Origin of the sequence: Bradyrhizobium sp. USDA 4538, from assembly GCF_024171045.1 — a bacterium.
GTDB classification, from domain to species: Bacteria; Pseudomonadota; Alphaproteobacteria; order Rhizobiales; family Xanthobacteraceae; genus Bradyrhizobium; species Bradyrhizobium australafricanum.
Genome location: NZ_JALJZE010000001.1, coordinates 3,894,208 through 3,915,181, shown reverse-complemented (window position 1 = coordinate 3,915,181; position 20,974 = coordinate 3,894,208). Strand labels below are relative to the sequence as shown.

Sequence of the window (20,974 nt, the reverse complement as noted above, 5' to 3'; positions counted from 1 at the left end):
GTGCGCGCTCCCTCTCCCAAACGGCGAGGGAGTATGGCACCATGGGTTGGTTTGGTTCAGCACCGGGACATGCATGACCACCCAGCGACGCAGCTACGAGTCAGGTCACAAGCCGAAATGCCTCGTCATCGTTGACGACACTGCGGAATGGGACCGCGCGGTCTATTACGCCAGCCGGTGGGCGATCCGGGTCGGCGGCGGCGTCGTGATGCTGCGGGTGATCGAGACCGAGGACCAGAACCAGCAATGGCTCGGGGTCGCCGACATCATGCGCGCGGAGGCCGAGGAGGCCGCCAATGAGGCACTCGACCGCGCCGCCGGCCGCGCCAACGGCATCGCCGCGATCACCCCGGAGCGGGTGATTCGCGAGGGCGACCCGATCGAACAGATCCTCGACGTGATCGACAAGGACGTCGATATCGCAGCGCTGGTGCTGGCCGCCAACCCGGGTGCCGAGGGGCCCGGGCCGATCATTACCACCATGGCCAAGACCATGGGGGCATTCCCGATCCCGGTGACCATCGTACCCGGCGGCCTGACCGACGCCGAGATCGACGCCCTGTCCTAGCGCGTTACCGGCGCCGGACCCGCTTCCGGGCATGGGTATGCGCCTGGAACCGCGGTTTTGCGGCTTGATCGCGGGCTTTTTAGTTGCCATCTGACTCCTTGATTTGACGCGTTTTCTTCGCGAACCGGTGTCACTTCGCTCGAAAACGCTATAATGGAACCCAACGCGCCGGCCTTGAACCGGCGACGCCGGAGACAGCAGATGTTCATTCAGACCGAAGCCACGCCCAATCCCGCCACGCTGAAATTCATCCCGGGCCGCATGGTGCTCGACGGCGGGACGATGGAATTCCCCTCGCCCGAGTCCGCCGCGCGCTCGCCGCTCGCCGAACGGCTGTTCGCCGTATCCGGCGTCACCGGTGTGTTCTACGGCGGCGACTTCATCACCGTGACCAAGGCGGACGGCGACTGGCAGCACCTCAAGCCCGCGATCCTCGGCGCCATCATGGAGCACTACATGTCCGGCGCGCCGCTGCTCGCCGACGGCACCGCGGCCAGCGACGACGCCCGCGATGAGGAAGACGAGTTCTTCGACGAGGCCGACGCCGAGACGGTCGAGCAGATCAAGGACCTGATCGAGACCCGCGTGCGTCCCGCGGTTGCCAATGACGGCGGCGACATCACCTTCCGCGGCTTCAAGGACGGCATCGTCTACCTCAACATGAAGGGCTCCTGCGCCGGCTGCCCGTCATCGACCGCAACCCTGCAACACGGCATCCAGAACCTGCTCCGGCACTTCGTGCCCGACGTGCAGGAAGTCCGGCCGATGTGATGGAGCGGCGAATGGCGAGTGGCGAATCGCGAATAGCATTCTCCGCAAGACCCCTGTTCGCCATTCCCTATTCGCTATTCGCCCTCCCATGATGATTCTCGCCATCGATACGGCGCTCGACGCCTGCTCCGCGGCGGTGCTCGACACCACCTCCGGCAATACAATCGCCATTGAATCGCAGGCGATGCAGCGCGGCCATGCCGAGGCGCTGATGCCGCTGATCGCTCGGGTGATGAAAGAGAGCGGCATCGGCTTCGCCGGGCTCGACCGCATCGCCGTCACCACCGGCCCCGGCAGTTTCACGGGCCTGCGCGTCGGCCTCTCGGCGGCGCGCGGCCTGGCGCTGGCCGCAGAAAAGCCGGTGGTCGGACTGTCGACGCTCGCCGCCTACGCTGCGCCTGTCGTCGCCGAGAATGGCGCGGCTGCGATCCTGTCGGCGATCGATGCGCGGCATGATCACGTCTATTTCCAGCTGGTCGGCGGCGACGGCAGTCCGATCATCAAGCCGAAGGTGGCGCCGATCGCGGAAGCGCTCGAGGCCTCCCAACACGGCGCGCTGCATCTGGTCGGCAACGCCGCCGATATCCTCGCCGAGCGCTGGCCCGCCGACGCCGCACCGCCGGTCAAGGTCGACCGGCAGCCCGCGCCCGATATTACCTGGGTCGCCTGGATCGGCGCGGCCGTGGATCCTGAAACCGCGCCGCCGCGGCCGTTCTATCTGCGCGCGCCCGACGCCAAGCCGCCGAAGGACCGGCTCGAAATCAGCACGCCGCGATCGACATGATCGGCTGGCTGTCACGATGGTGGGGCGGCGGTCCGCCCGCGGTCGAGCCTGCATCGCTGCGCGATGCGGCGCGGCTCGCGCAATTGCACGGCGCGTCGTTTCATCGCGGCTGGGGCGAGGGCGAATTCGAGGCGATGCTGACCGAGCGCAACACGCTGGTGCACCGGCTGCGGCAGGGACGCAAGGTGATCGGCTTTGCCGTCTCACGGATGGCAGCGGACGAAGCCGAAATTCTGTCGATTGCGATCGATTCCAATCAGCGCGGCCGCGGCCTGTCGCGCGACCTGCTGCTGACCCATCTCGGCCATCTTGCCGGCCGCGGCATCCGCACCATCTTCCTCGAGGTGGAAGAGAACAATCAGCCGGCGCGACGGCTCTACGAAAAGGCCGGATTCGGCGTGATCGGCCGCCGCGAACGCTACTACAAGCAGCCCGGCGGGGAACATTTGAACGCGCTTCTGATGCGCCGCGACTTGTCGTAACATCGGCGCGATGGCAGAACAGCCCCCTGCTCTGCCATCCAAGGCCCAAGGACTGGCCAAGGACCTGCCAAGGACCCATGACGACGGTGAAAATCACGCCTGCGCAGAAGAATACCGGCATCGAGGCGCGCTGCGCCGCGACCGGCATGCGCATGACCGAACAGCGCCGTGTGATCGCACGCGTGCTGGCGGAGGCCATGGATCACCCTGACGTCGAGGAGCTCTATCGCCGCTGCGTGGCGGTCGACGACAAGATCTCGATCTCGACCGTCTATCGCACCGTCAAGCTGTTCGAGGATGCCGGCATCATCGAGCGCCACGACTTCCGCGAGGGCCGCGCGCGCTACGAGCAGATGCCCGAGAGCCATCACGACCACCTGATCAATCTGCGCGACGGCAAGGTGATCGAGTTCACCTCCGAGGAAATCGAGAAGCTGCAGGCCGAGATCGCGCGCAAGCTCGGCTACAAGCTGGTCGATCACCGTCTCGAGCTGTATTGCGTCCCGCTCGACGAAGACAGCAAGTCGTAAGCCGGGTGAATTTCGACCTCGTCATCTTCGATTGCGACGGCGTGCTGGTCGACAGCGAGGTGATCTCCTGTCGCGCGCATGCGGAGACGCTGACGCGGCACGGCTTTCCGATTACACCCGACGGCGTGCTGAAGCGCTTCCTCGGCGTGTCCGACCGCGAGGCGCGGCGGATCGTCGAGAGCGAGATCGGCCGCGCGCTGCCCGAGACCTTCGAGGCCGAGGTCAAGCACGCGACGCTGAGCTTCTATGCCGACGATCTCATCGCGATCGCGCATGTCGGCGAGGCGATCGCCGCGCTCGGCTTACCGAAATGCGTGGCGTCGAGCGGCACGCCGGAAAAGATCCATCACGGCTTGACCTGCGCCGGGCTCTACGACCAGCTCGCGCCGCATATTTTCTCCGCCACCCAGGTCAAGCGCGGCAAGCCGGCGCCCGATCTCTTCCTGTTCGCGGCGGCGCAGATGGGCGCCACCCCCGCGCGTTGCGTCGTGATCGAGGACAGCGTGGCCGGCGTCACCGGCGCCCGCGCCGCCGGGATGACCGTGCTCGGTTTTTACGGCGGCAGCCATTGCACGGCGGAACACGAGGGGATGCTCCGCCAGGCCGGCGCGGCCGTCACCTTCGCCGATATGCGGAAATTGCCCGATTTGATCGCCCGGGTGGGGGCCACGGCGAGCGCTGACTGACCCTGCGAGGTCATTCCGGGGCGCGACCGAAGGGAGCGAACCCGGAATCTCGAGATTCCGGGTCTGGTCCTTCGGACCATCCCGGAATGACCGGGTGAAGAGCTGGATTTTCGCCGGTTTAGGCTATATTTCAGCTCCGGCGCCCGGATGGCGCCGTTTCCATTCCACTCAGGGTTCCATGACGACGCCGCGCAAGCTGCACATCAAGTCCTATGGCTGCCAGATGAATGTCTACGATGCGCAACGCATGGCGGACACGCTGGCCGGCGAGGGCTTTGTCGAGACCGCGAGCGCCGAAGACGCCGACCTCGTCATCCTCAACACTTGCCACATCCGCGAGAAGGCGTCGGAGAAGGTCTATTCCGAGCTCGGCCGGCTGCGCGTCGCCAAGGACGAGGCTGCGCGGGCGGGCCGCGAAATGAAGATCGCGGTCGCCGGCTGCGTCGCGCAGGCCGAAGGCGCCGAGATCATCCATCGCGCGCCGACCGTCGACATCGTGGTCGGGCCGCAGAGCTATCATCATCTGCCGGAGCTCTTGAAGCGCGCCAAGGCAAACGGCCGCGCGCTGGAAACGGAATTCCCGGTCGAGAACAAGTTCGGCTTCCTGCCGCAGCCGAAGCCGGATGCGATCCGCGCCCGCGGCATTTCCGCCTTCGTCACGGTGCAGGAAGGTTGCGACAAGTTCTGCACCTTCTGCGTGGTGCCCTACACGCGCGGCGCGGAAGTCTCGCGTCCGGTCGCCAGGATCATCGACGATGTGAAGCAGCTCGCTGACAATGGCGTGCGCGAATTCACGCTGATCGGACAGAACGTCAACGCCTATCATGGCGAAGGCGCCGACGGCCGCGTCTGGCCGCTCGGCAAATTGTTGCAGCGCCTCGCCGAGATCCCCGGCGTCGCGCGGCTGCGCTATTCGACCAGCCATCCGCGCGACGTCGACGACGCCCTGATCGCGGCACATCGCGATTTGCCCGAACTGATGCCGTTCGTGCACCTGCCGGTGCAATCGGGGTCGGACCGGATCCTTGCCGCCATGAACCGCAAACATACCGCCGATGACTACCGGCGCGTCATCGACCGGTTCCGCGCCGCGCGGCAAGACATTGCTTTTTCATCAGATTTTATCGTGGGCTTCCCCGGAGAGACCGCGGAAGAATTTTCCGCCACCCTCGCGCTTGTCACGCAAATCGGATACGCTGCGGCGTATTCATTCAAATATTCGCCACGGCCGGGCACGCCGGCGGCGGAGATGCGGGAGACAGTGTCAGCAGCCGAGATGGACGAGCGCTTGGGGCGGCTTCAGGAATTGATCGACAGCCAGCAATCGGCCTTCAACCGGGCTGCGATTGGCACAACGGTCGATGTGCTGTTCGAGCGCGCCGCGCGCAATCCGGGCCAGATCGTCGGCCGCACCGCCTATCTGCAGCCCGCCCATGTGATGGCATCGCCCGACATCATCGGCCAGGTCCTCCCGGTGAGGATCGACAGCCTCGAGCGCTACAGCATGATCGGCGAGCTCGCGACGCGACCCGCGCCCGGCCTCATTTCGCAGACCATTGGAGCCTGAAATCCTTGCCCAAAAGCGCATCGGATTCGTCTTCGCTCGCTCCCAGCCGCAAACCTGACCGCGACATGCAAATGCCACCTGAGACCCGGCCCCCTGAAACTCAGGTCGTCATCGATTTCGACGACAACCGCGCGGCATCCGCGCTGGTCGGCCCCTACGGACAAAATCTGGCGCTGATCGAGCGGCGGCTCGGCATCGTGGTCGATTCCCGCGGCAATCATCTGACCATCGCAGGCTCCCGCGACGGCTGCGACGCGGCGCGTCGCGTGCTGGAGACGCTCTACGCGCAGGCCGTCGAAGGACACGACCTCGATCAGGGCGAGGTCGAAGGCGCGATCCGCGCCGTGATCGCACAGGGCTCGCTGTTCGAATTCGACAACAAGACCGCCAAGCCGACCTTCGAGACCATCAATCTGCGCAAGCGTCCGGTGCGCGCCCGCACCGCGGCGCAGGATTCCTACATCCGCGCCCTGAAGCGGCATGAGCTGGTGTTCGGCATCGGCCCGGCCGGCACCGGCAAGACCTGGCTCGCAGTCGCCCATGCCGCGCAGCTGTTCGAGCGCAAGGAGGTCGATCGCATCATCCTGACGCGGCCCGCGGTCGAGGCCGGCGAGCGGCTCGGCTTCCTGCCCGGCGACCTCAAGGAGAAGGTCGATCCGTATCTGCGCCCGATCTATGACGCGCTGTACGATCTGATGGACGCCCGCGTCGTCGAGCGCGCGCTGCAGGGCAACGAGATCGAGATCGCCCCGCTCGCCTTCATGCGCGGCCGCACCCTGACCAATGCCGCCATCATCCTCGACGAGGCGCAGAACACCACGACGATGCAGATGAAGATGTTCCTGACGCGTCTCGGCGAGAACAGCCGGATGATCGTCACCGGCGACCCGTCGCAGGTCGACCTGCCGCATGGCCAGGCCTCGGGGCTCACGGAAGCCGTGAAGCTGCTCGACGGCGTCGAGGGCATCGCCCAGGTGCATTTCAAGGCCGAAGACGTCATCCGCCATGAATTGGTGGCGCGCATCGTGGCCGCCTATGAGGGATTGCCGCAAAAGCCGGCAAACGCCAGATCTTGAGACCAATAGCTTCGGCCGCGAGCCCGCACGATGCGGGATCCGGCCATAACGCAGATTTTGAAACCAACGTGTCCGCTTTTCCTGCCACCGAGGTTCTCGTCACCGCCGAATGCTGGCAGGCCGAGCCCAATGCCGACGCGGTGATCCACCGCGCCATCGAGGCTGCCGCTGAAATCGCCGATGCCGATGTCGCCGACGCCGAGCTTGCGGTGATGCTGACCGACGATGCCGGTATCCGCACCCTCAACGCCAACTGGCGCAGCATCGACAAGCCGACCAATGTGCTGTCGTTTCCGGCGCTGCAGCCCGAAGGCGCCGGCGGACCTGACGACGCCCCGCGCATGCTCGGCGACATCGCGATCGCCTATGAGACGACGCGGCGGGAAGCCGATGAAGAGCAGAAACCGTTCGACCACCATTTGAGCCATCTCGCGGTGCATGGCTTCCTGCACCTGATCGGTTACGACCACGAGAACGACGACGATGCCGAGGACATGGAGGCGCTCGAGCGCGAGATCCTCTCTTCTCTCGGCATTCCCGACCCCTATGCGGATCGGATCGCCTGACATGCCGGATTCCGAACCGACCCACGACAACCCGCGCAACGTGAGCAACCTGCCCGCCGTGGTGCACGAGGGCGAGGTGCAGCGCCCGGCGGCCGAGGGCTGGCTGGTGCGCGCGATCCGCACGCTGTTCGGCTGGAAGGCCGGCTCGGTGCGCGACGATTTGCAGGTGGTGCTCGACGCCTCGACGCCCGACGATGTCGGCTTCTCGGCGATCGAGCGCACCATGCTGCGCAACATCCTGTCGCTGAACGAGCGGCGGATCGCCGACGTCATGGTGCACCGCGCCGACATCGTCGCGGTCAAGCGCGACATCCCGCTCGGCGAATTGATGAGCCTGTTCGAGAGCGCGGCGCATTCGCGGCTCGTCGTCTACAACGAGACCCTCGACGACCCCGAGGGCATGGTGCACATCCGCGACCTGCTCGCCTTCATGACTGTGAAGGCCCGCGTCACCGACGCGACCAAGACGAAGCGCAAGAAGCCGTTCCCGGCCGGGCTCGATCTGCGCAGCGTCGACCTCGCGCTGCCGCTGTCGGAAGCCAATATCATCCGCAAGCTGCTCTATATCCCACCATCGATGCGCGCGATCGACCTGTTGGCGCAGATGCAGGCCTCGCGGATCCATCTCGCGCTGGTGGTCGACGAATATGGCGGCACCGACGGGCTGGTGTCGATCGAGGATATCGTCGAGCAGATCGTCGGCGAGATCGACGACGAGCACGATTCGGACGAGCCGCCGTCCATCGTGCGCCAGCCGGACAACTCCTTCATCGCCGATGCACGCGCCAGCCTCGACGATGTCCGCTCGGTGATCGGCGAGGATTTCGTGATCGGCGACGCCGGCGAGGAGGTCGAGACGCTCGGCGGCTATCTCGTATCGTTCGTCGGGCGCCTGCCGGTGCGCGGCGAGGTGATTTCGGGACCCGGCAATTACGAGGTCGAGGTGCTCGACGCCGATCCGCGGCGGGTCAAGCGCGTGCGCATCAGCGCGCGCAAGGAACGGCCGACGCCACGCAAGGAGCGCGAGCGGCGCCGCGAGCAGGCGCCGGACTCCGGAAACCCGCAGGCGAATGACAACCTGCCGCCGCCCGGCGAGGGAGCCGGTCCGCAGTGAGGCTGTCCGACAAGCTCCGATCGATCGGCCTTGCAATCATCCTGACCTGGGGATGGAAACGCGCCGTCCTCGCGCTCGCGGCCGGCGCGCTGTCTGCGCTGGCGATGGCGCCGTTCAACGCCTGGCCGGTTCTGTTTCTCACCTTTTCCATCGCGGTCTGGCTGATCGACGGCAGCGCGGCCGGCCGCTGGCGCGGCGTGCCCGCCGCGGCGCTGTCCGGCTTCTGGTTCGGCCTCGGCTATTTCGTGCCGGGGCTGTACTGGATCGGCTACGCCTTCTTCGTCGATGCGGACACCTTCGCCTGGCTGACGCCGTTCGCGGTGCTCGGCCTGCCTGCCTATCTCGCTTTGTTCACCGCGTTCGGCTTCGGGCTGGCGCGGCTGATCTGGCCGCGCGATGCCTCGCGCGTGCTGGCGCTCGCGGTCAGCCTGACGATTTCGGAATGGCTGCGCGGCCATCTCCTCAGCGGCTTTCCGTGGAATGCGTTCGGCTACGCACTGACCGAGCCGCTGGCGATGGCACAAACTGCGTCACTGATCGGGCTGTGGGGCATGACGTTCCTGGCCGTCGCGATCTTCGCAAGCCCGGCCGTGTTGATCGACGGCGGCTCGCGCGGCCGCAAGCCGTGGCGCGCGCCGGTGGCCGCGGTGCTGGTGCTGGTGGCGATGCTGGCGTTCGGCGTGATCCGCCTCGCGCAGCAGCCGACCAGGATGGTCGATGGCGTCAAGCTGCGCATCATGCAGCCCGATTTGCAGCAGGACGCCAAGTTCAACTACTCCGCCAGGGCGGCGGTGATGCAGAAATATCTCACTCTGTCGGATCGCGCCTCCGGGCCGCATGCCACCGGCGTGAAGGATGCCACCATCCTGATCTGGCCGGAATCCGCGTTTCCGTTCTTCCTGACCAAGGAAGCCGACGCGATGGCGCAGATCGCCGACCTGCTGCCGAAGGGAACCGTGCTGATCACCGGTTCGGTGCGCGCGCCCGATCTGCCGCCCGGCGTCCGCGTCACGCGCGCCTATAATTCCGTCTACGTCATCGACCACGACGGCAGCGTGCTCGCGGTCTACGACAAGCTGCATCTTGTCCCGTTCGGAGAATATCTGCCGTTCCAGGACTGGATGGAGAGGCTCGGCTTCGTGCAGCTCACCAAGGTGCAGGGCGGCTACATTCCCGGCACGATTCGCCGGACGCTCGATATTCCGAATGCACCACGCGCCCTGCCGCTGATCTGCTACGAGGCGATCTTTCCCGGCAACGTCGTGAGCCGCGACGACCGTCCCGGCTGGATCGTCAATGTCACCAATGACGGATGGTTCGGAATTTCGACGGGCCCTTACCAGCACCTGCAACAGGCCCGGCTGCGCACCATCGAGGAAGGCTTGCCGATGGTCCGCGCCGCGAATACGGGCGTCTCGGCCGTCATCGACCCGGTTGGCCGGATCGTCGCGCAACTCGGGCTCGGCATCGAAGGCGTGCTCGATGTCGGCCTGCCGGCGGCCATCGCGCCGACGATCTATGCGCGTGTCGGGAACGTCCCCGCCGCTGTGATTGTGATCACAGCCCTGGCGTTCGTGTTGCGGCGGCGGTTTGTGAGGCGAAAACCCTGACGACCGCATATCGCCGGTTGTCGCGAACCCGAAAAAACGTCGAAATTTACCTCAGTATGATTCCACCAGTTGACAGATCGACCGTGCACTTCGCATTGTACGGGTCCACGCGAAATCACAAGCCAAGTCAGCCCCTTTGCGCAAATTGTCCGCATTTCGTCCCGATCCTCCTTGCAGGATTTGACGGCACCGGCGCCTGAGGCATACTCCACTTCCAACTTGCCTCATCCACGGGCGCGCAATCCCTTAGGAGAGTTGGAGATGTCCACCAAAGCGCCCAATCCTGTTGACAAATATGTCGGCAGCCGCGTCCGTATGCGACGCATCATGCTCGGCATGAGCCAGGAGAAGCTGGGCGAGGCGCTAGGCCTGACGTTCCAGCAGGTGCAGAAATACGAGAAGGGCACCAACCGCGTCGGCGCCAGCCGGCTGCAGCAGATCTCCGAAATCCTGCAGGTGCCGGTCTCCTTCCTGTTCGACGGCGGCCCGAGCGGGGTCAAGACCGCCGACGGCTTCAGCGAGGGTGCCTCGCCGACCTACGTCTCCGATTTTCTGGCAACCGCCGAGGGCCTGGCCCTGACCCGCGCCTTCACGCGGATTGCGGACGCCAAGCTCCGCCGCAGCATCGTCGAACTTGTCGAGCAGATCGCGGCGCGCGAGGCGGCCGAGCAGGCCTGATTCAGCCATATCCGTTTGAGAGATCGTCAAATCTGGAATATGCCATTCCGGCGCGCGCCAACGCGATGAGCTCAGCTTGAGCATCATCGCGCTTGAGCGCCTCCTTTGAGCATGATTCCTGATCGTGCTTCGGCGCGTGCGCGCAATGACAAAGCGAATTCACAGGCGACGACAACAGCATGTCCAGCAATCCGTTCGAAACCGCCGTGATTCTCGACGGCATCCGCCGCTGGGTCGAGATCGAATCTCCGACCGAGCGGCCCGATCAGGTCAACAAGCTGGCTGATCTCGTCGCGTCGGGCTATCGCGACCTGCCGGCCACGGTGGAGCGCATTGCGGGACGCGACGGCTGCGGCGATCACCTGGTGACGCGCTCGTCCTGGGGCCAGGACGCGCCGGGCATCCTGGTGCTGAGCCATCTCGACACAGTTCATCCGATGGGATTCATCGAACGGTTACCATTCAAGGTCGACGGCGACAGCGCCTTCGGCCCCGGCATCTACGACATGAAGGGCGGAGCCTACCTCGCCCATCATGCGTTCAGGCAGATCTGCGCCGACGACGCGCGCCCGCCGCTCGGCATCACCCAGCTCTACGTATCGGACGAGGAGATCGGCAGCCCGACCTCGCGGGCGCTGATCGAGGCCGAGGGCCGCAAGGCCAAATACGTGCTGGTGACGGAGCCGGCGCGCGACGGCGGCAAGATCGTCACCGGACGCAAGGGCGTTGCGCGTTTCGACGTGTTCATCAAGGGCGCGCCGGCGCATGCCGGCACGCGCCCCGAGGACGGCCGCAGCGCGATCCGGGAGCTCGGCAATGTGATCCAGGCGCTGGAGGCGATGAACGATCTCAAGCGCGGCGTCACCGTCAATGTCGGTGTCGTCCGCGGCGGCACCAAGCCGAACGTGATCGCCGAAGAGGCCTATGCGGAAGTCGACATGCGCGTGCCGACCATGGCCGACGCCGACGAGCTGGTGCCGAAGATCCTCGGGATCACCTCGCGCACCGAGGGCGTCAGCGTGAAGATATCGGGCGAATTGAACCGTCCGCCCTATGAGAAAAGCAACGCCGGCGCCGCACTCTACGAGCACGCCAGGGGGCTGGCCGCCGAGCTCGGCTTCGAGCTGGCGGATGTGTTCACCGGCGGCGGCTCCGACGGCAATTTCACCGCGCCGCACACCGCGACCCTCGACGGCCTCGGCGTCGACGGCAAGGGCGCGCATACCCATTACGAGCAGCTCTACATCTCGTCGATCGAGCCGCGCGCGCGGCTGCTCCACCGTCTCTACCAAACGCTGCGATGACACCGGCTCCAGGCGACCGCGGCGATCGCGATTCCCCCGACGACGGCGCGATGACGCATGCGCGCGGCTCGTTCTTCGGACGGCGCAAGGGCCACAAGCTGCGCCCGCACCAGGCCGACCTGATCGACACTCTGCTGCCGCATCTGGCGGTCGACATCGCGGCGCCCGCGCCCGAGGCGCTGACCGAGTTGTTCGACGACGGCATCGAGAATGTCAGGCTCGAAATCGGCTTCGGCGGCGGCGAGCATCTGATCGCGGAGGCGCAGGCCTTTCCGACCACGGGCTTCATCGGCTGCGAGCCCTATGTCAACGGCATGGCGAAGATCCTGACCCAGATCGAGGCGCTGAATATCGGCAATATCCGCCTGTTCGCCGGCGACGCGGCCGAACTGCTGGCCTGGGCGCCGACGCGTTCGCTTGCGCGCATCGACCTGATCCATCCCGATCCCTGGCCGAAGCGGCGGCACTGGAAGCGGCGCTTCGTGCAGGATGCGACGGTCGCTGCGATGACACGATTGCTGCCGCCGGGCGGCGAATTCCGCTTCGTCAGCGACATCGACGACTATTGCGCCTGGACGCTGGCGCATCTGATGCGCTCGCCCGACTTCGCCTGGCTCGCCGAGCGCGCGATCGACTGGCAACAGCCATGGCTGAACTACACGATGACGCGCTACGGCGCCAAAGCCGAGCGCGAGGGGCGCAAGGCGGCGTATTTGAGGTTCAAGCGCTTGCCTTGACGCCGTCATTCCGGGGCGATGCGCAGCATCGAACCCGGAACCTCGAGATTCCGGGTTCAATGCTTCGCATCGCCCCGGAACGACGGATATCTTCACGCCTGCCCCGCCAGCCGCGCCTTCCTGACGTCGGTCGCCTCCCACACCATCCGCTTGCCGCGCTCGCGGCCGAGCAGCTCGATCGGATCGTGATTGTCGATGTGGCCGAACTGGCCCTTGTAGACGCTGTAGCCGCACAATTCCTGCAGCCGGCGCGGAAAGCGGGCCGCGGTCTCGCGCGGAATGCCGAGCTGCAGGTTCTCCTGCTGCCGCATCCAGCCCCAGCAATAGGCGCAGGAGAAGGCAAAGCGCCTGGCGTCGCTGCTGTTGGCGCCGCCGCCATGCCACAGCGCGCTGTCGAACAGCATCACGCTGCCGGCCGGCATGGTCGCGGTGACCGCGTCGTACTCCTTGCCATATTCGGGCGACGAATCGAATTTGTGGCTGCGCGGGATGATCCGCGTCGCGCCGTTATCTTCGCGGAAATCGGACAGCGCCCAGATCGCATTGATCGTGATCGGGATGTGCGGCCGCGGCAACGGGATCAATTGGGTGTCTTCGTGAATCGGCTGCGCTTCCTGGCCGGGCCCGAGCACCAGCGAGCAGAACGACGACAGCAGGCATTCCCTGTCCAGCACGCGTTCGACCACCGGCAGCACGTTGTCATGCAGCGGCACCTCCCAGAACAGATCGTCATAGGTCAGGAGGTTGTTGATGCGCAGCGTCTTGAAGCCTTCGAACGACGTCCTGGCAGGTGCGAGATTGTGCTCGCTCTCGATTCTCAGCACCGCCGCCTTCAACCCCTCGACCAAATCGGGCGAGGCGGCGCGCTCGATCACGGTGTATCCGTCGTCGCGGATCCGCGCGGCTTGCGATTGGATGTCGGCGTCCGTCAGCATGGCAATCTCCCCGTTGGCGCTGTGTCGCGCCTTGCGGAAAGCATAGCGGAACGATTTTGGGTTTGAGAAGTGTGCACTATGATCCGTCATGCTGAGGAGGCCGCAAAGCGGCCGTCTCGAAGCACGACGGCCCGGCTGCAACAGCGTGGCCGTGCATCCTTCGAGACGCGCCTGCGGCGCTCCTCAGGATGACGGAGCCAAGAGCAGTTAGCGTGAACTAGCGCGACTTCCAGAACTCCACGACGCGCTGCGCCGTCGAGGGCATCAGGCGCACGAAATTCACCCGCGCACCTTCGATATCGGCAGGAGACGGCACGCGGTTCGGCCCGAGCCGCATCAGGATCAGGGCGCGCACGGTCGGCCATTCGAAGCCGATCGTCTTGCTGGCGATCAGGATCGGATCGTAACGGTCGCCGGAGATCAGGCGATCGAGCGTGACGATTTTCACGCCGGCCATCGCGGCGAGCGCCGCCACGCATTCCTCATATTTGAAGGCCTTTGCGAAGCCGGCCACCGCGGCCTCGTTCAATTCGCCGGCGCGATGCAGCGCCAGGATGGCGCGCTGCGCGGCCGTGAAAGCGCGGCCCTCGACCTGAACGATCACGCCCTCGATCTCGGTCATCGCCAGCTTGATCTCGGCTTGGCGTTCCGGCTTGGCGACGGCATGCAGACGGCGGCGGATCACGTCGATCGAGCCGGCGAGCAGGCCCTTCAGATGCTCGGGCGGAAGATCATCGCGGCGGCCGATCCGCAGCGTCAGCACGCCGTCCTGGCTGGCGCGTTGCACGAGCGTCGTGAAGGAGGCGTCCGAGAACGCCGCGCCCGCATTGCCGGCCGCGCATCGGATGACGTCGCGATCGCCGCGTCGGACGAGGACGTCGGTCAGCGCAGTCGAGAGCTTCGATCGCTCGGCCATCGCGAGCAGATGGCCCTGGCCCTTGGCATTGGCGATCTCGACCAGCACCTTTTCGTCAATCACCGGCGATCGGCGCAGCAGCGGCCCCGCGATCGCGACCTCGTCGTCGCGGGCGAGCTGCCCGACCAGATGCCGCGGCGCATTGGCGAGCAGCGCGAGCCGTTCGGCGAGATCGACCCGCGCAGCAAGCTCGGCATGCGGGACCAGGCTGGTCAGCACCCCGTCGAACAGGTCGATATGGTCGGGACGGAAGCTCGCGGCGCCCTGCAGGAACAGCTCGCCGAGCCGCCGCGCGGCCTCGGCGCGGCGCTTGGGGTCGCCGCGGCGAACGATATCGTCGAGTTCCGGGATCAGCGCAGGGGCTGTCGTCATGGGCCTTGTCCAACCGGCGACTTCTGCCGATTTTCGGCAATCTATGGTCCCGTTCGTAAACGGAGGGTTAGATCAATCCGGCATCCGGAGAGCCGTAAAATCGCCTCCCGCCGGACCCGAGGGCCTTGCCGGACCCGGGCAAAAGAGCTATATCCGGCGCAACTTATGGTATCTCATACGATCGCGTAGGAGAGTGGGCCCCCCGGGACCCGCTCTTTTTTATTACCTGACGGGACCCAACGAGGCCGGGTCCGGTTTGGGTAGCGTTAGCGGCCCCTTAAGGCCACCTGAACAACACAACAGACCTCAGCAGCCTTTAAGACCCTAGACAGCCTTTGACACTGGATATGACCGAACCGACCGCCACGTCCGTGGACACCGAACTGCTCGCCGAGCCGCGTCTCGTCGTCGAGCCCGGGGTTGCGGCGCGCGTCGCCGCGGTCGCGGTCCCGGTGCTGCAGGGCATGGGCTATCGCCTGGTGCGCATCAAGGTCTCGGGCGATGCCGGCTGCACCGTGCAGGTCATGGCGGAGCGCCCCGACGGCTCGATGCAGCTCGAGGATTGCGAAGCGATCTCGCGCGCGCTGTCGCCGGTGCTCGATGTCGCCGACCCGATCGAGCGCGCCTACCGGCTGGAAATCTCTTCGCCCGGCATCGACCGCCCGCTGGTGCGCCGCTCCGACTTCGAGCGCTACACCGGGCATCTCGTGAAGATCGAGATGGCGGTGGCGCATCAGGGCCGCAAGCGGTTCCGCGGCCTGCTTGCCGGCGTCGAGGGCGATGCGGTGCGCATCAGGCGCGACGATCCGCGTCCCGACGAGGACGCCGAGGTTCTCCTGGTGATGGAGGACATCTCGGACGCGCGGCTGGTGCTGACCGACGAATTGATCGAGGAATCGATGCGCCGCGGCAAGGCCGCCGAGCGCGAGCTGCGCCGCGAGCTCGGCCTCGCGCCGCCGCAGCCGGCCCACGCCAAGAAGAGCGATCCGGCGAAGAGCCAGAAGCCGAAACCCAAGCCTGGTGATAAGCCTGCTCACAAGCCCGGCAAGAAGCCGGCCCCGACCAACACCAAAAAGCACCGCCTGGCGGCCGAGCGCGCGCGCCGTGGCGAGATCGATCCATCCGAAGGAGACTAAGCCATGGCAGTCAGCGCCAACAAACTCGAACTGCTGCAGATCGCAGACGCAGTTGCGCGCGAAAAGTCGATCGACCGCTCCATCGTGATCGCGGCGATGGAAGACGCCATCGCCAAGGCCGCGCGTGCCCGCTACGGCAGCGAGACCGACGTCCATGCCGAGATCGATGCCAAGAAGGGCGAGCTGCGGCTGACCCGCCACATGCTGGTGGTCGACGTCGTCGAAAACTCCTCCAACCAGATTTCGCTGCACGACGCGCAGCGCGCCAATCCGGGCGCCCAGGTCGGCGACACCATCGCCGACACGCTGCCGCCGCTGGAATATGGCCGCATCGCCGCGCAGTCGGCCAAGCAGGTGATCGTGCAGAAGGTGCGCGAGGCCGAGCGCGACCGGCAGTACCAGGAATTCAAGGACCGCATCGGCGACATCGTCAACGGCATCGTCAAGCGCGTCGAATATGGCAGCGTGATCGTCGACCTCGGCCGTGGCGAAGCGATCGTGCGCCGCGACGAGATGCTGCCGCGCGAAGTGTTCCGCAACGGCGACCGCGTCCGCGCCTATATCTTCGACGTCCGCCGCGAGACCCGCGGTCCGCAGATTTTCCTGTCGCGCACCCATCCGCAGTTCATGGCGAAGCTGTTCGCACAGGAAGTGCCGGAGATCTACGACGGCATCGTCGAGATCAAGGCGGTCGCCCGCGATCCGGGCTCGCGCGCCAAGATCGGCGTGATCTCGCGCGATTCCTCGGTCGACCCGGTCGGCGCCTGCGTCGGCATGCGCGGCTCGCGCGTGCAGGCCGTGGTGAACGAGCTGCAGGGCGAGAAGATCGACATCATCCCGTGGTCGCCCGACATTGCGACCTTCGTCGTCAACGCGCTGGCGCCGGCTGAAGTCGCCAAGGTCGTGATCGACGAGGACCGCGAGCGTATCGAGGTCGTGGTTCCCGACACCAATAACCAGCTGTCGCTTGCGATCGGCCGCCGCGGCCAGAACGTCCGCCTCGCCTCGCAGCTGACCGGCTGGGACATCGACATCCTGACCGAGCAGGAAGAGTCGGAGCGCCGCCAGGCCGACTTCGAGAACTCGACCCGCGTGTTCATGGAAGCGCTCAATGTCGACGAGGTGGTCGGCCAGCTGCTCGCCTCCGAAGGCTTCACCTCGGTCGAGGAACTCGCGCTGGTCGACGTCAAGGAACTCGCGGGCATCGAGGGTTTCGACGAGGAGACCGCCACCGAGCTGCAGACCCGCGCCCGCGAATATCTGGAACAGCTTGAGGCGGAACTGGAAGCCAAGCGCAAGGAACTCGGCGTCGAGGACGCCATGAAGGACGTGCCCGGCATCACCGGCAAGATGCTGGTGAAGCTCGGCGAGAACGACGTGAAGACGGTCGAGGATCTCGCCGGTTGCGCCACCGACGACCTGGTCGGCTGGACCGAGCGCAAGGAAGGCGGCGAGCCGACCAAGCATGCCGGGTTCCTCGACGGCATCGAGATCTCGCGCGACGAGGCCGAGGCCGTGATCATGCAGGCCCGTCTGAAGGCCGGCTGGATCACCGAGGCCGACCTCGCCAAGCCTGCCGAGGAGGCCGAGGCCGCCGAAGCAGAAACGACGGCTTCGTAAGGAGATGCCCCACGGATGCTGGCTCAGGCTGACCCCGATCTCGACGATGGGCCGCGGACGCAGAAGTCCGCGACCACGCGGATGTGCGCGGTCAGCCGCGAGGTGCGTCCGATCGACGAGCTGATCCGGTTCGTCATTGCGCCCACGGGCGAGGTGATCCCGGATCTCAAGCGCAAGCTGCCCGGCCGCGGATTATGGGTTTCCGCATCGCGGCGCAGCGTTGCGGAAGCGGTCCGCCGTCACCAATTTAGCAAGGGATTCAAGCGCGATGTCCGCGTCGCGCCGACCCTTCCCACAGACACCGACACCCTCCTGGTGCGCAGCGTCACCGAGGCCCTGGCGATGGCCGCCAAGGCCGGTCAGGTGGTTTCGGGCTTCGGCAAGGTCGAGGACGCACTCAACCGGAACGAAACTGCAGCCCTGATCCACGCTTCCGACGGCGCGGCGGACGGAATCCGCAAATTGGACGCGATCGTGAGGCAAAGGGGCGAAAAACGTGGTGAATCGCCGGTAATCACCGTCGTCAATGTTTTGACGTCGGAAGAATTGGATTTGGCACTTGGGCGGTCAAATGTGATACATGCTGCGCTGCTCGCGGGCCCGGCGAGCAAGACGTTCCTGTCGCGCTGCCAGATGCTGGTCCGATACCGGATGGCCGACGACGACAAGACCGCCGAAGCGGCCAGAAATTCCAGAGCGTGATCCGGGAAGGCGGACGCCGTCTTTCCGACCGGTCATGCTCAGCAAACGACGACACGTTGAAGGATTTGTGCGGCAAACGCACAGCGAAACGAGATTAGGACTGCTGAATGGTTGATACCAAGACCCCTGGCGACAAGACTTTGAGTGTCCCGAGCAAGACGTTGTCGCTGAAGCCGCGCGTCGAGACGGGCACCGTGCGCCAGAGCTTCAGCCACGGCCGGACCAAGCAGGTCGTGGTCGAGAAGCGCGGCAAGCGTCGCGTCGGTGGCGATGGTCCCGGCGAGGCGCACGCGCCGGAACCCGTGGTTGCAAAGCCTGCGGCGCCGGCCGCCAGGCCGCCGCTCGGCCGCCCCTCAGGCCCGCCCCCCGGCCAGCAGCAGCGTAACACCCGCTCCGGCGTGGTGCTGCCGACCCTGACCGAGGACGAGCGTTCCGCGCGCGCCAGCGCGCTGGCCGACGCCCGTCAGCGCGACATCGAGGAACGCCGCCAGGCCGAAGAGGAAGCCAAGCGCCGCGCCGTCCGCGAGGCTGCCGAGAAGGCCGAGCGCGAGGCCGCCGAAACCCGCCGCAAGGCGGAAGAGGAGCGCCACCGCCACGAGGAAGAGGCCAAGCGCAAGGCCGAGGTCGAGGCCAAGCGCCGCTTTGGCGAGGGCGAAGCCAAACCCGGCGCTCCGGCCACAACAGCGGCCAGGCCCGCGACAGCCGCACCTGCGTCTGCTCCGCCTGCCCGCGCGCCCGCAGCACGCCCGACCACCACGACAACCGCGCGCGCACCAGCCTCTGCGCCGCGGCCGGCGGCAGTTGCGGCCGGGCCGGACGAAGACGAAGGTCCGCGCCTGGTGCGCCGCCCCGGCGGCGCCGTGCGCCCCGCCGCGGCTCCGAAGACCACCCACAAGCCCGGTCCGCAGAAGGAGCGCGGCCGCCTCACTCTGACCACTGCGCTCAACGCCGACGACGTGCGCGAGCGTTCGATCGCCTCGTTCCGCCGCCGCACCCAGCGCCTGAAGGGGCATGCGTCGAACGAACCGAAGGAAAAGCTGATCCGCGAAGTCACCATTCCGGAAGCGATCACGATCCAGGAACTCGCGAACCGCATGTCGGAACGCGCGGTCGACGTCATCCGCATGCTGATGAAGCAGGGCGCGATGCACAAGATCACCGACGTGATCGATGCCGACACCGCGCAACTGATCGCCGAAGAACTCGGCCACAGCGTCAAGCGCGTCGCGGCGTCCGACGTGGAAGAGGGCCTGTTCGACGTCGTCGACAATTCCACCGACACCGAGCCGCGCTCGCCGGTAGTCACCGTCATGGGTCACGTCGACCACGGCAAGACCTCGCTGCTCGACGCGCTGCGCCACGCCAACGTCGTATCGGGCGAAGCCGGCGGCATCACCCAGCATATCGGCGCCTACCAGGTGCTGTCGCCCGAGAGCGGCACCAAGATCACCTTCATCGACACGCCCGGCCACGCCGCGTTCACCGCGATGCGCGCCCGCGGCGCCAAGGTCACCGACATCGTCGTGCTGGTGGTCGCGGCCGATGACGGCGTGATGCCGCAGACGATCGAGGCGATCAATCACGCCAAAGCGGCCAAGGTGCCGATGATCGTGGCGATCAACAAGATCGACAAGCCGGATGCGCGGCCGGAGCGCGTGCGCACCGAGTTGCTCCAGTACGAGGTGCAGGTCGAATCGCTCGGCGGCGACGTCGTCGACGTCGAGGTTTCGGCCAAGAACAAGACCAATCTCGACAAGCTGCTCGAGATGATCGCGCTGCAGGCTGAAATCCTCGACCTGAAGACCAACTCGGAGCGTCCGGCGGAAGGCACCGTGATCGAAGCCAAGCTCGATCGCGGACGCGGTCCGGTCGCGACCGTGCTGGTGCAGCGCGGCACGCTGCGCGTCGGCGACATCATCGTGGCCGGCGCCGAGATGGGCCGCGTCCGCGCGCTGATCTCCGACCAGGGCGAGAATCTCGAAGAGGCCGGCCCTTCGGTGCCGGTCGAGGTGCTCGGCTTCAACGGTCCGCCGGAAGCCGGCGATCGTCTCGCTGTTGTCGAGAACGAAGCCCGCGCCCGTCAGGTCACGAGCTATCGCGCGCACCAGAAGCGCGAGAATGCCGCGGCCTCGATCTCGGGCATGCGCGGCTCGCTCGAGCAGATGATGTCGCAGCTCAAGACCGCGGGCCGCAAGGAGTTCCCGCTGATCGTCAAGGCCGACGTGCAGGGCTCGCTGGAAGCGATCCTGGGCTCGCTCGAGAAGCTCGGCACCGACGAAGTCGCCGCCCGCATCCTGCATGCCGGCGTCGGCGGCATCTCGGAGTCCGACGTCACGCTGGCGGAAGGCTTCAACGCCGCGATCATCGGCTTCTCGGTCCGAGCCAACAAGGAAGCGGCGGCTGCGGCCAAGCGCAACGGCATCGAAATCCGCTACTACAACATCATCTACGACCTCGTGGATGACATCAAAAAGGCGATGTCCGGCCTGCTCGCGCCCACGCTGCGCGAAACCATGCTGGGCAACGCGCAGATCCTGGAAGTGTTCAACATTTCCAAGGTCGGCAAGGTCGCGGGTTGCCGCGTCACCGACGGCACCGTGGAACGCGGCGCCAATGTTCGCCTGATCCGCGACAACGTCGTGGTGCACGAAGGCAAGCTGTCGACGCTGAAGCGCTTCAAGGATGAAGTGAAGGAAGTGGTCGCCGGCCAGGAGTGTGGCATGGCGTTCGAGAACTACGGCGACATGCGTGTCGGCGACGTGATCGAATGTTACCGCATCGAGACGATCCAGCGCTCTCTGTAAGTCCAAATCTTACGAA

20 protein-coding genes are annotated in these 20,974 nt (G+C 66.1%); 18 read left to right on the top strand and 2 right to left on the bottom strand.

Features of this window, described 5'->3' with window-relative positions:
• Nucleotides 1-73 precede the first annotated feature (73 nt).
• From J2R78_RS17645 to trmB, 14 genes are all read left to right on the top strand, one after another.
• The gene (locus J2R78_RS17645; protein ID WP_028335525.1) at nucleotides 74-568 is read left to right on the top strand and encodes a universal stress protein; all 495 of its coding nucleotides are present in this window, start codon (nucleotides 74-76) and stop codon (nucleotides 566-568) included.
• A 201-nt stretch (nucleotides 569-769) separates the two neighbouring features.
• Nucleotides 770-1,339 (top strand): NifU family protein, encoded by a 570-nt coding sequence (locus tag J2R78_RS17640; protein WP_253605865.1) that lies wholly within the window; start codon nucleotides 770-772, stop codon nucleotides 1,337-1,339.
• 88 nt (nucleotides 1,340-1,427) lie between these two features.
• On the top strand, nucleotides 1,428-2,123 hold the full coding sequence (gene tsaB, locus J2R78_RS17635) for a tRNA (adenosine(37)-N6)-threonylcarbamoyltransferase complex dimerization subunit type 1 TsaB (protein ID WP_253605863.1): 696 nt from the start codon (nucleotides 1,428-1,430) through the stop codon (nucleotides 2,121-2,123).
• The gene (gene rimI, locus J2R78_RS17630) at nucleotides 2,120-2,605 is read left to right on the top strand and encodes a ribosomal protein S18-alanine N-acetyltransferase (protein ID WP_057015309.1); all 486 of its coding nucleotides are present in this window, start codon (nucleotides 2,120-2,122) and stop codon (nucleotides 2,603-2,605) included. The genes tsaB and rimI overlap by 4 nt, the downstream gene beginning before the upstream one ends.
• A 77-nt stretch (nucleotides 2,606-2,682) precedes the next feature.
• On the top strand, nucleotides 2,683-3,135 hold the full coding sequence (locus J2R78_RS17625) for a Fur family transcriptional regulator (protein WP_016840396.1): 453 nt from the start codon (nucleotides 2,683-2,685) through the stop codon (nucleotides 3,133-3,135).
• A 5-nt stretch (nucleotides 3,136-3,140) separates the two neighbouring features.
• Nucleotides 3,141-3,821 (top strand): HAD family hydrolase, encoded by a 681-nt coding sequence (locus tag J2R78_RS17620; RefSeq protein ID WP_253605861.1) that lies wholly within the window; start codon nucleotides 3,141-3,143, stop codon nucleotides 3,819-3,821.
• A 178-nt stretch (nucleotides 3,822-3,999) separates the two neighbouring features.
• Nucleotides 4,000-5,388: a tRNA (N6-isopentenyl adenosine(37)-C2)-methylthiotransferase MiaB gene (gene miaB / locus J2R78_RS17615; RefSeq protein WP_253605860.1), complete on the top strand. Its 1,389-nt coding sequence runs from the start codon at nucleotides 4,000-4,002 to the stop codon at nucleotides 5,386-5,388.
• Between the two features lie 5 nt (nucleotides 5,389-5,393).
• Complete coding sequence (locus J2R78_RS17610; protein WP_375166712.1) at nucleotides 5,394-6,464, top strand: PhoH family protein; 1,071 nt, start codon at nucleotides 5,394-5,396, stop codon at nucleotides 6,462-6,464.
• A gap of 68 nt (nucleotides 6,465-6,532) precedes the next feature.
• A complete protein-coding gene (gene ybeY, locus J2R78_RS17605) occupies nucleotides 6,533-7,030 on the top strand; it encodes an rRNA maturation RNase YbeY (RefSeq protein ID WP_212057937.1) in 498 nt (165 codons plus the stop codon).
• A 1-nt stretch (nucleotide 7,031) separates the two neighbouring features.
• Nucleotides 7,032-8,144 (top strand): hemolysin family protein, encoded by a 1,113-nt coding sequence (locus J2R78_RS17600; RefSeq protein ID WP_253605854.1) that lies wholly within the window; start codon nucleotides 7,032-7,034, stop codon nucleotides 8,142-8,144.
• Nucleotides 8,141-9,754 carry an apolipoprotein N-acyltransferase gene (gene lnt / locus J2R78_RS17595; protein ID WP_253605852.1) on the top strand — a complete coding sequence of 538 codons (1,614 nt, stop codon included), beginning with the start codon at nucleotides 8,141-8,143 and terminating at the stop codon, nucleotides 9,752-9,754. The genes J2R78_RS17600 and lnt overlap by 4 nt, the downstream gene beginning before the upstream one ends.
• A gap of 261 nt (nucleotides 9,755-10,015) precedes the next feature.
• Entirely contained in the window at nucleotides 10,016-10,432 is a 417-nt protein-coding gene (locus J2R78_RS17590; RefSeq protein ID WP_028335515.1) for a helix-turn-helix domain-containing protein, read from the top strand.
• 179 nt (nucleotides 10,433-10,611) lie between these two features.
• The gene (locus J2R78_RS17585) at nucleotides 10,612-11,736 is read left to right on the top strand and encodes a M20 family metallopeptidase (RefSeq protein ID WP_253605850.1); all 1,125 of its coding nucleotides are present in this window, start codon (nucleotides 10,612-10,614) and stop codon (nucleotides 11,734-11,736) included.
• A complete protein-coding gene (gene trmB, locus J2R78_RS17580) occupies nucleotides 11,733-12,473 on the top strand; it encodes a tRNA (guanosine(46)-N7)-methyltransferase TrmB (RefSeq protein ID WP_253605848.1) in 741 nt (246 codons plus the stop codon). The genes J2R78_RS17585 and trmB overlap by 4 nt, the downstream gene beginning before the upstream one ends.
• Nucleotides 12,474-12,565: 92 nt before the next feature.
• Here the strand turns inward: trmB and J2R78_RS17575 are convergent, their stop codons facing one another.
• Complete coding sequence (locus tag J2R78_RS17575) at nucleotides 12,566-13,408, bottom strand: phytanoyl-CoA dioxygenase family protein (RefSeq protein WP_253605846.1); 843 nt, start codon at nucleotides 13,406-13,408, stop codon at nucleotides 12,566-12,568.
• 217 nt (nucleotides 13,409-13,625) lie between these two features.
• On the bottom strand, nucleotides 13,626-14,696 hold the full coding sequence (locus tag J2R78_RS17570) for a DUF2336 domain-containing protein (protein WP_253605844.1): 1,071 nt from the start codon (nucleotides 14,694-14,696) through the stop codon (nucleotides 13,626-13,628).
• 347 nt (nucleotides 14,697-15,043) lie between these two features.
• Between J2R78_RS17570 and rimP the strand changes: the two genes are divergently transcribed.
• From rimP to infB, 4 genes are all read left to right on the top strand, one after another.
• A complete protein-coding gene (gene rimP / locus J2R78_RS17565; protein ID WP_253605842.1) occupies nucleotides 15,044-15,832 on the top strand; it encodes a ribosome maturation factor RimP in 789 nt (262 codons plus the stop codon).
• A 3-nt stretch (nucleotides 15,833-15,835) separates the two neighbouring features.
• Nucleotides 15,836-17,452: a transcription termination factor NusA gene (gene nusA / locus J2R78_RS17560; protein WP_057015297.1), complete on the top strand. Its 1,617-nt coding sequence runs from the start codon at nucleotides 15,836-15,838 to the stop codon at nucleotides 17,450-17,452.
• 15 nt (nucleotides 17,453-17,467) lie between these two features.
• Nucleotides 17,468-18,154 carry an RNA-binding protein gene (locus J2R78_RS17555; RefSeq protein ID WP_069278999.1) on the top strand — a complete coding sequence of 229 codons (687 nt, stop codon included), beginning with the start codon at nucleotides 17,468-17,470 and terminating at the stop codon, nucleotides 18,152-18,154.
• Between the two features lie 107 nt (nucleotides 18,155-18,261).
• Nucleotides 18,262-20,958 carry a translation initiation factor IF-2 gene (gene infB, locus J2R78_RS17550; protein WP_225164079.1) on the top strand — a complete coding sequence of 899 codons (2,697 nt, stop codon included), beginning with the start codon at nucleotides 18,262-18,264 and terminating at the stop codon, nucleotides 20,956-20,958.
• The last annotated feature ends 16 nt before the right edge of the window (nucleotides 20,959-20,974 follow it).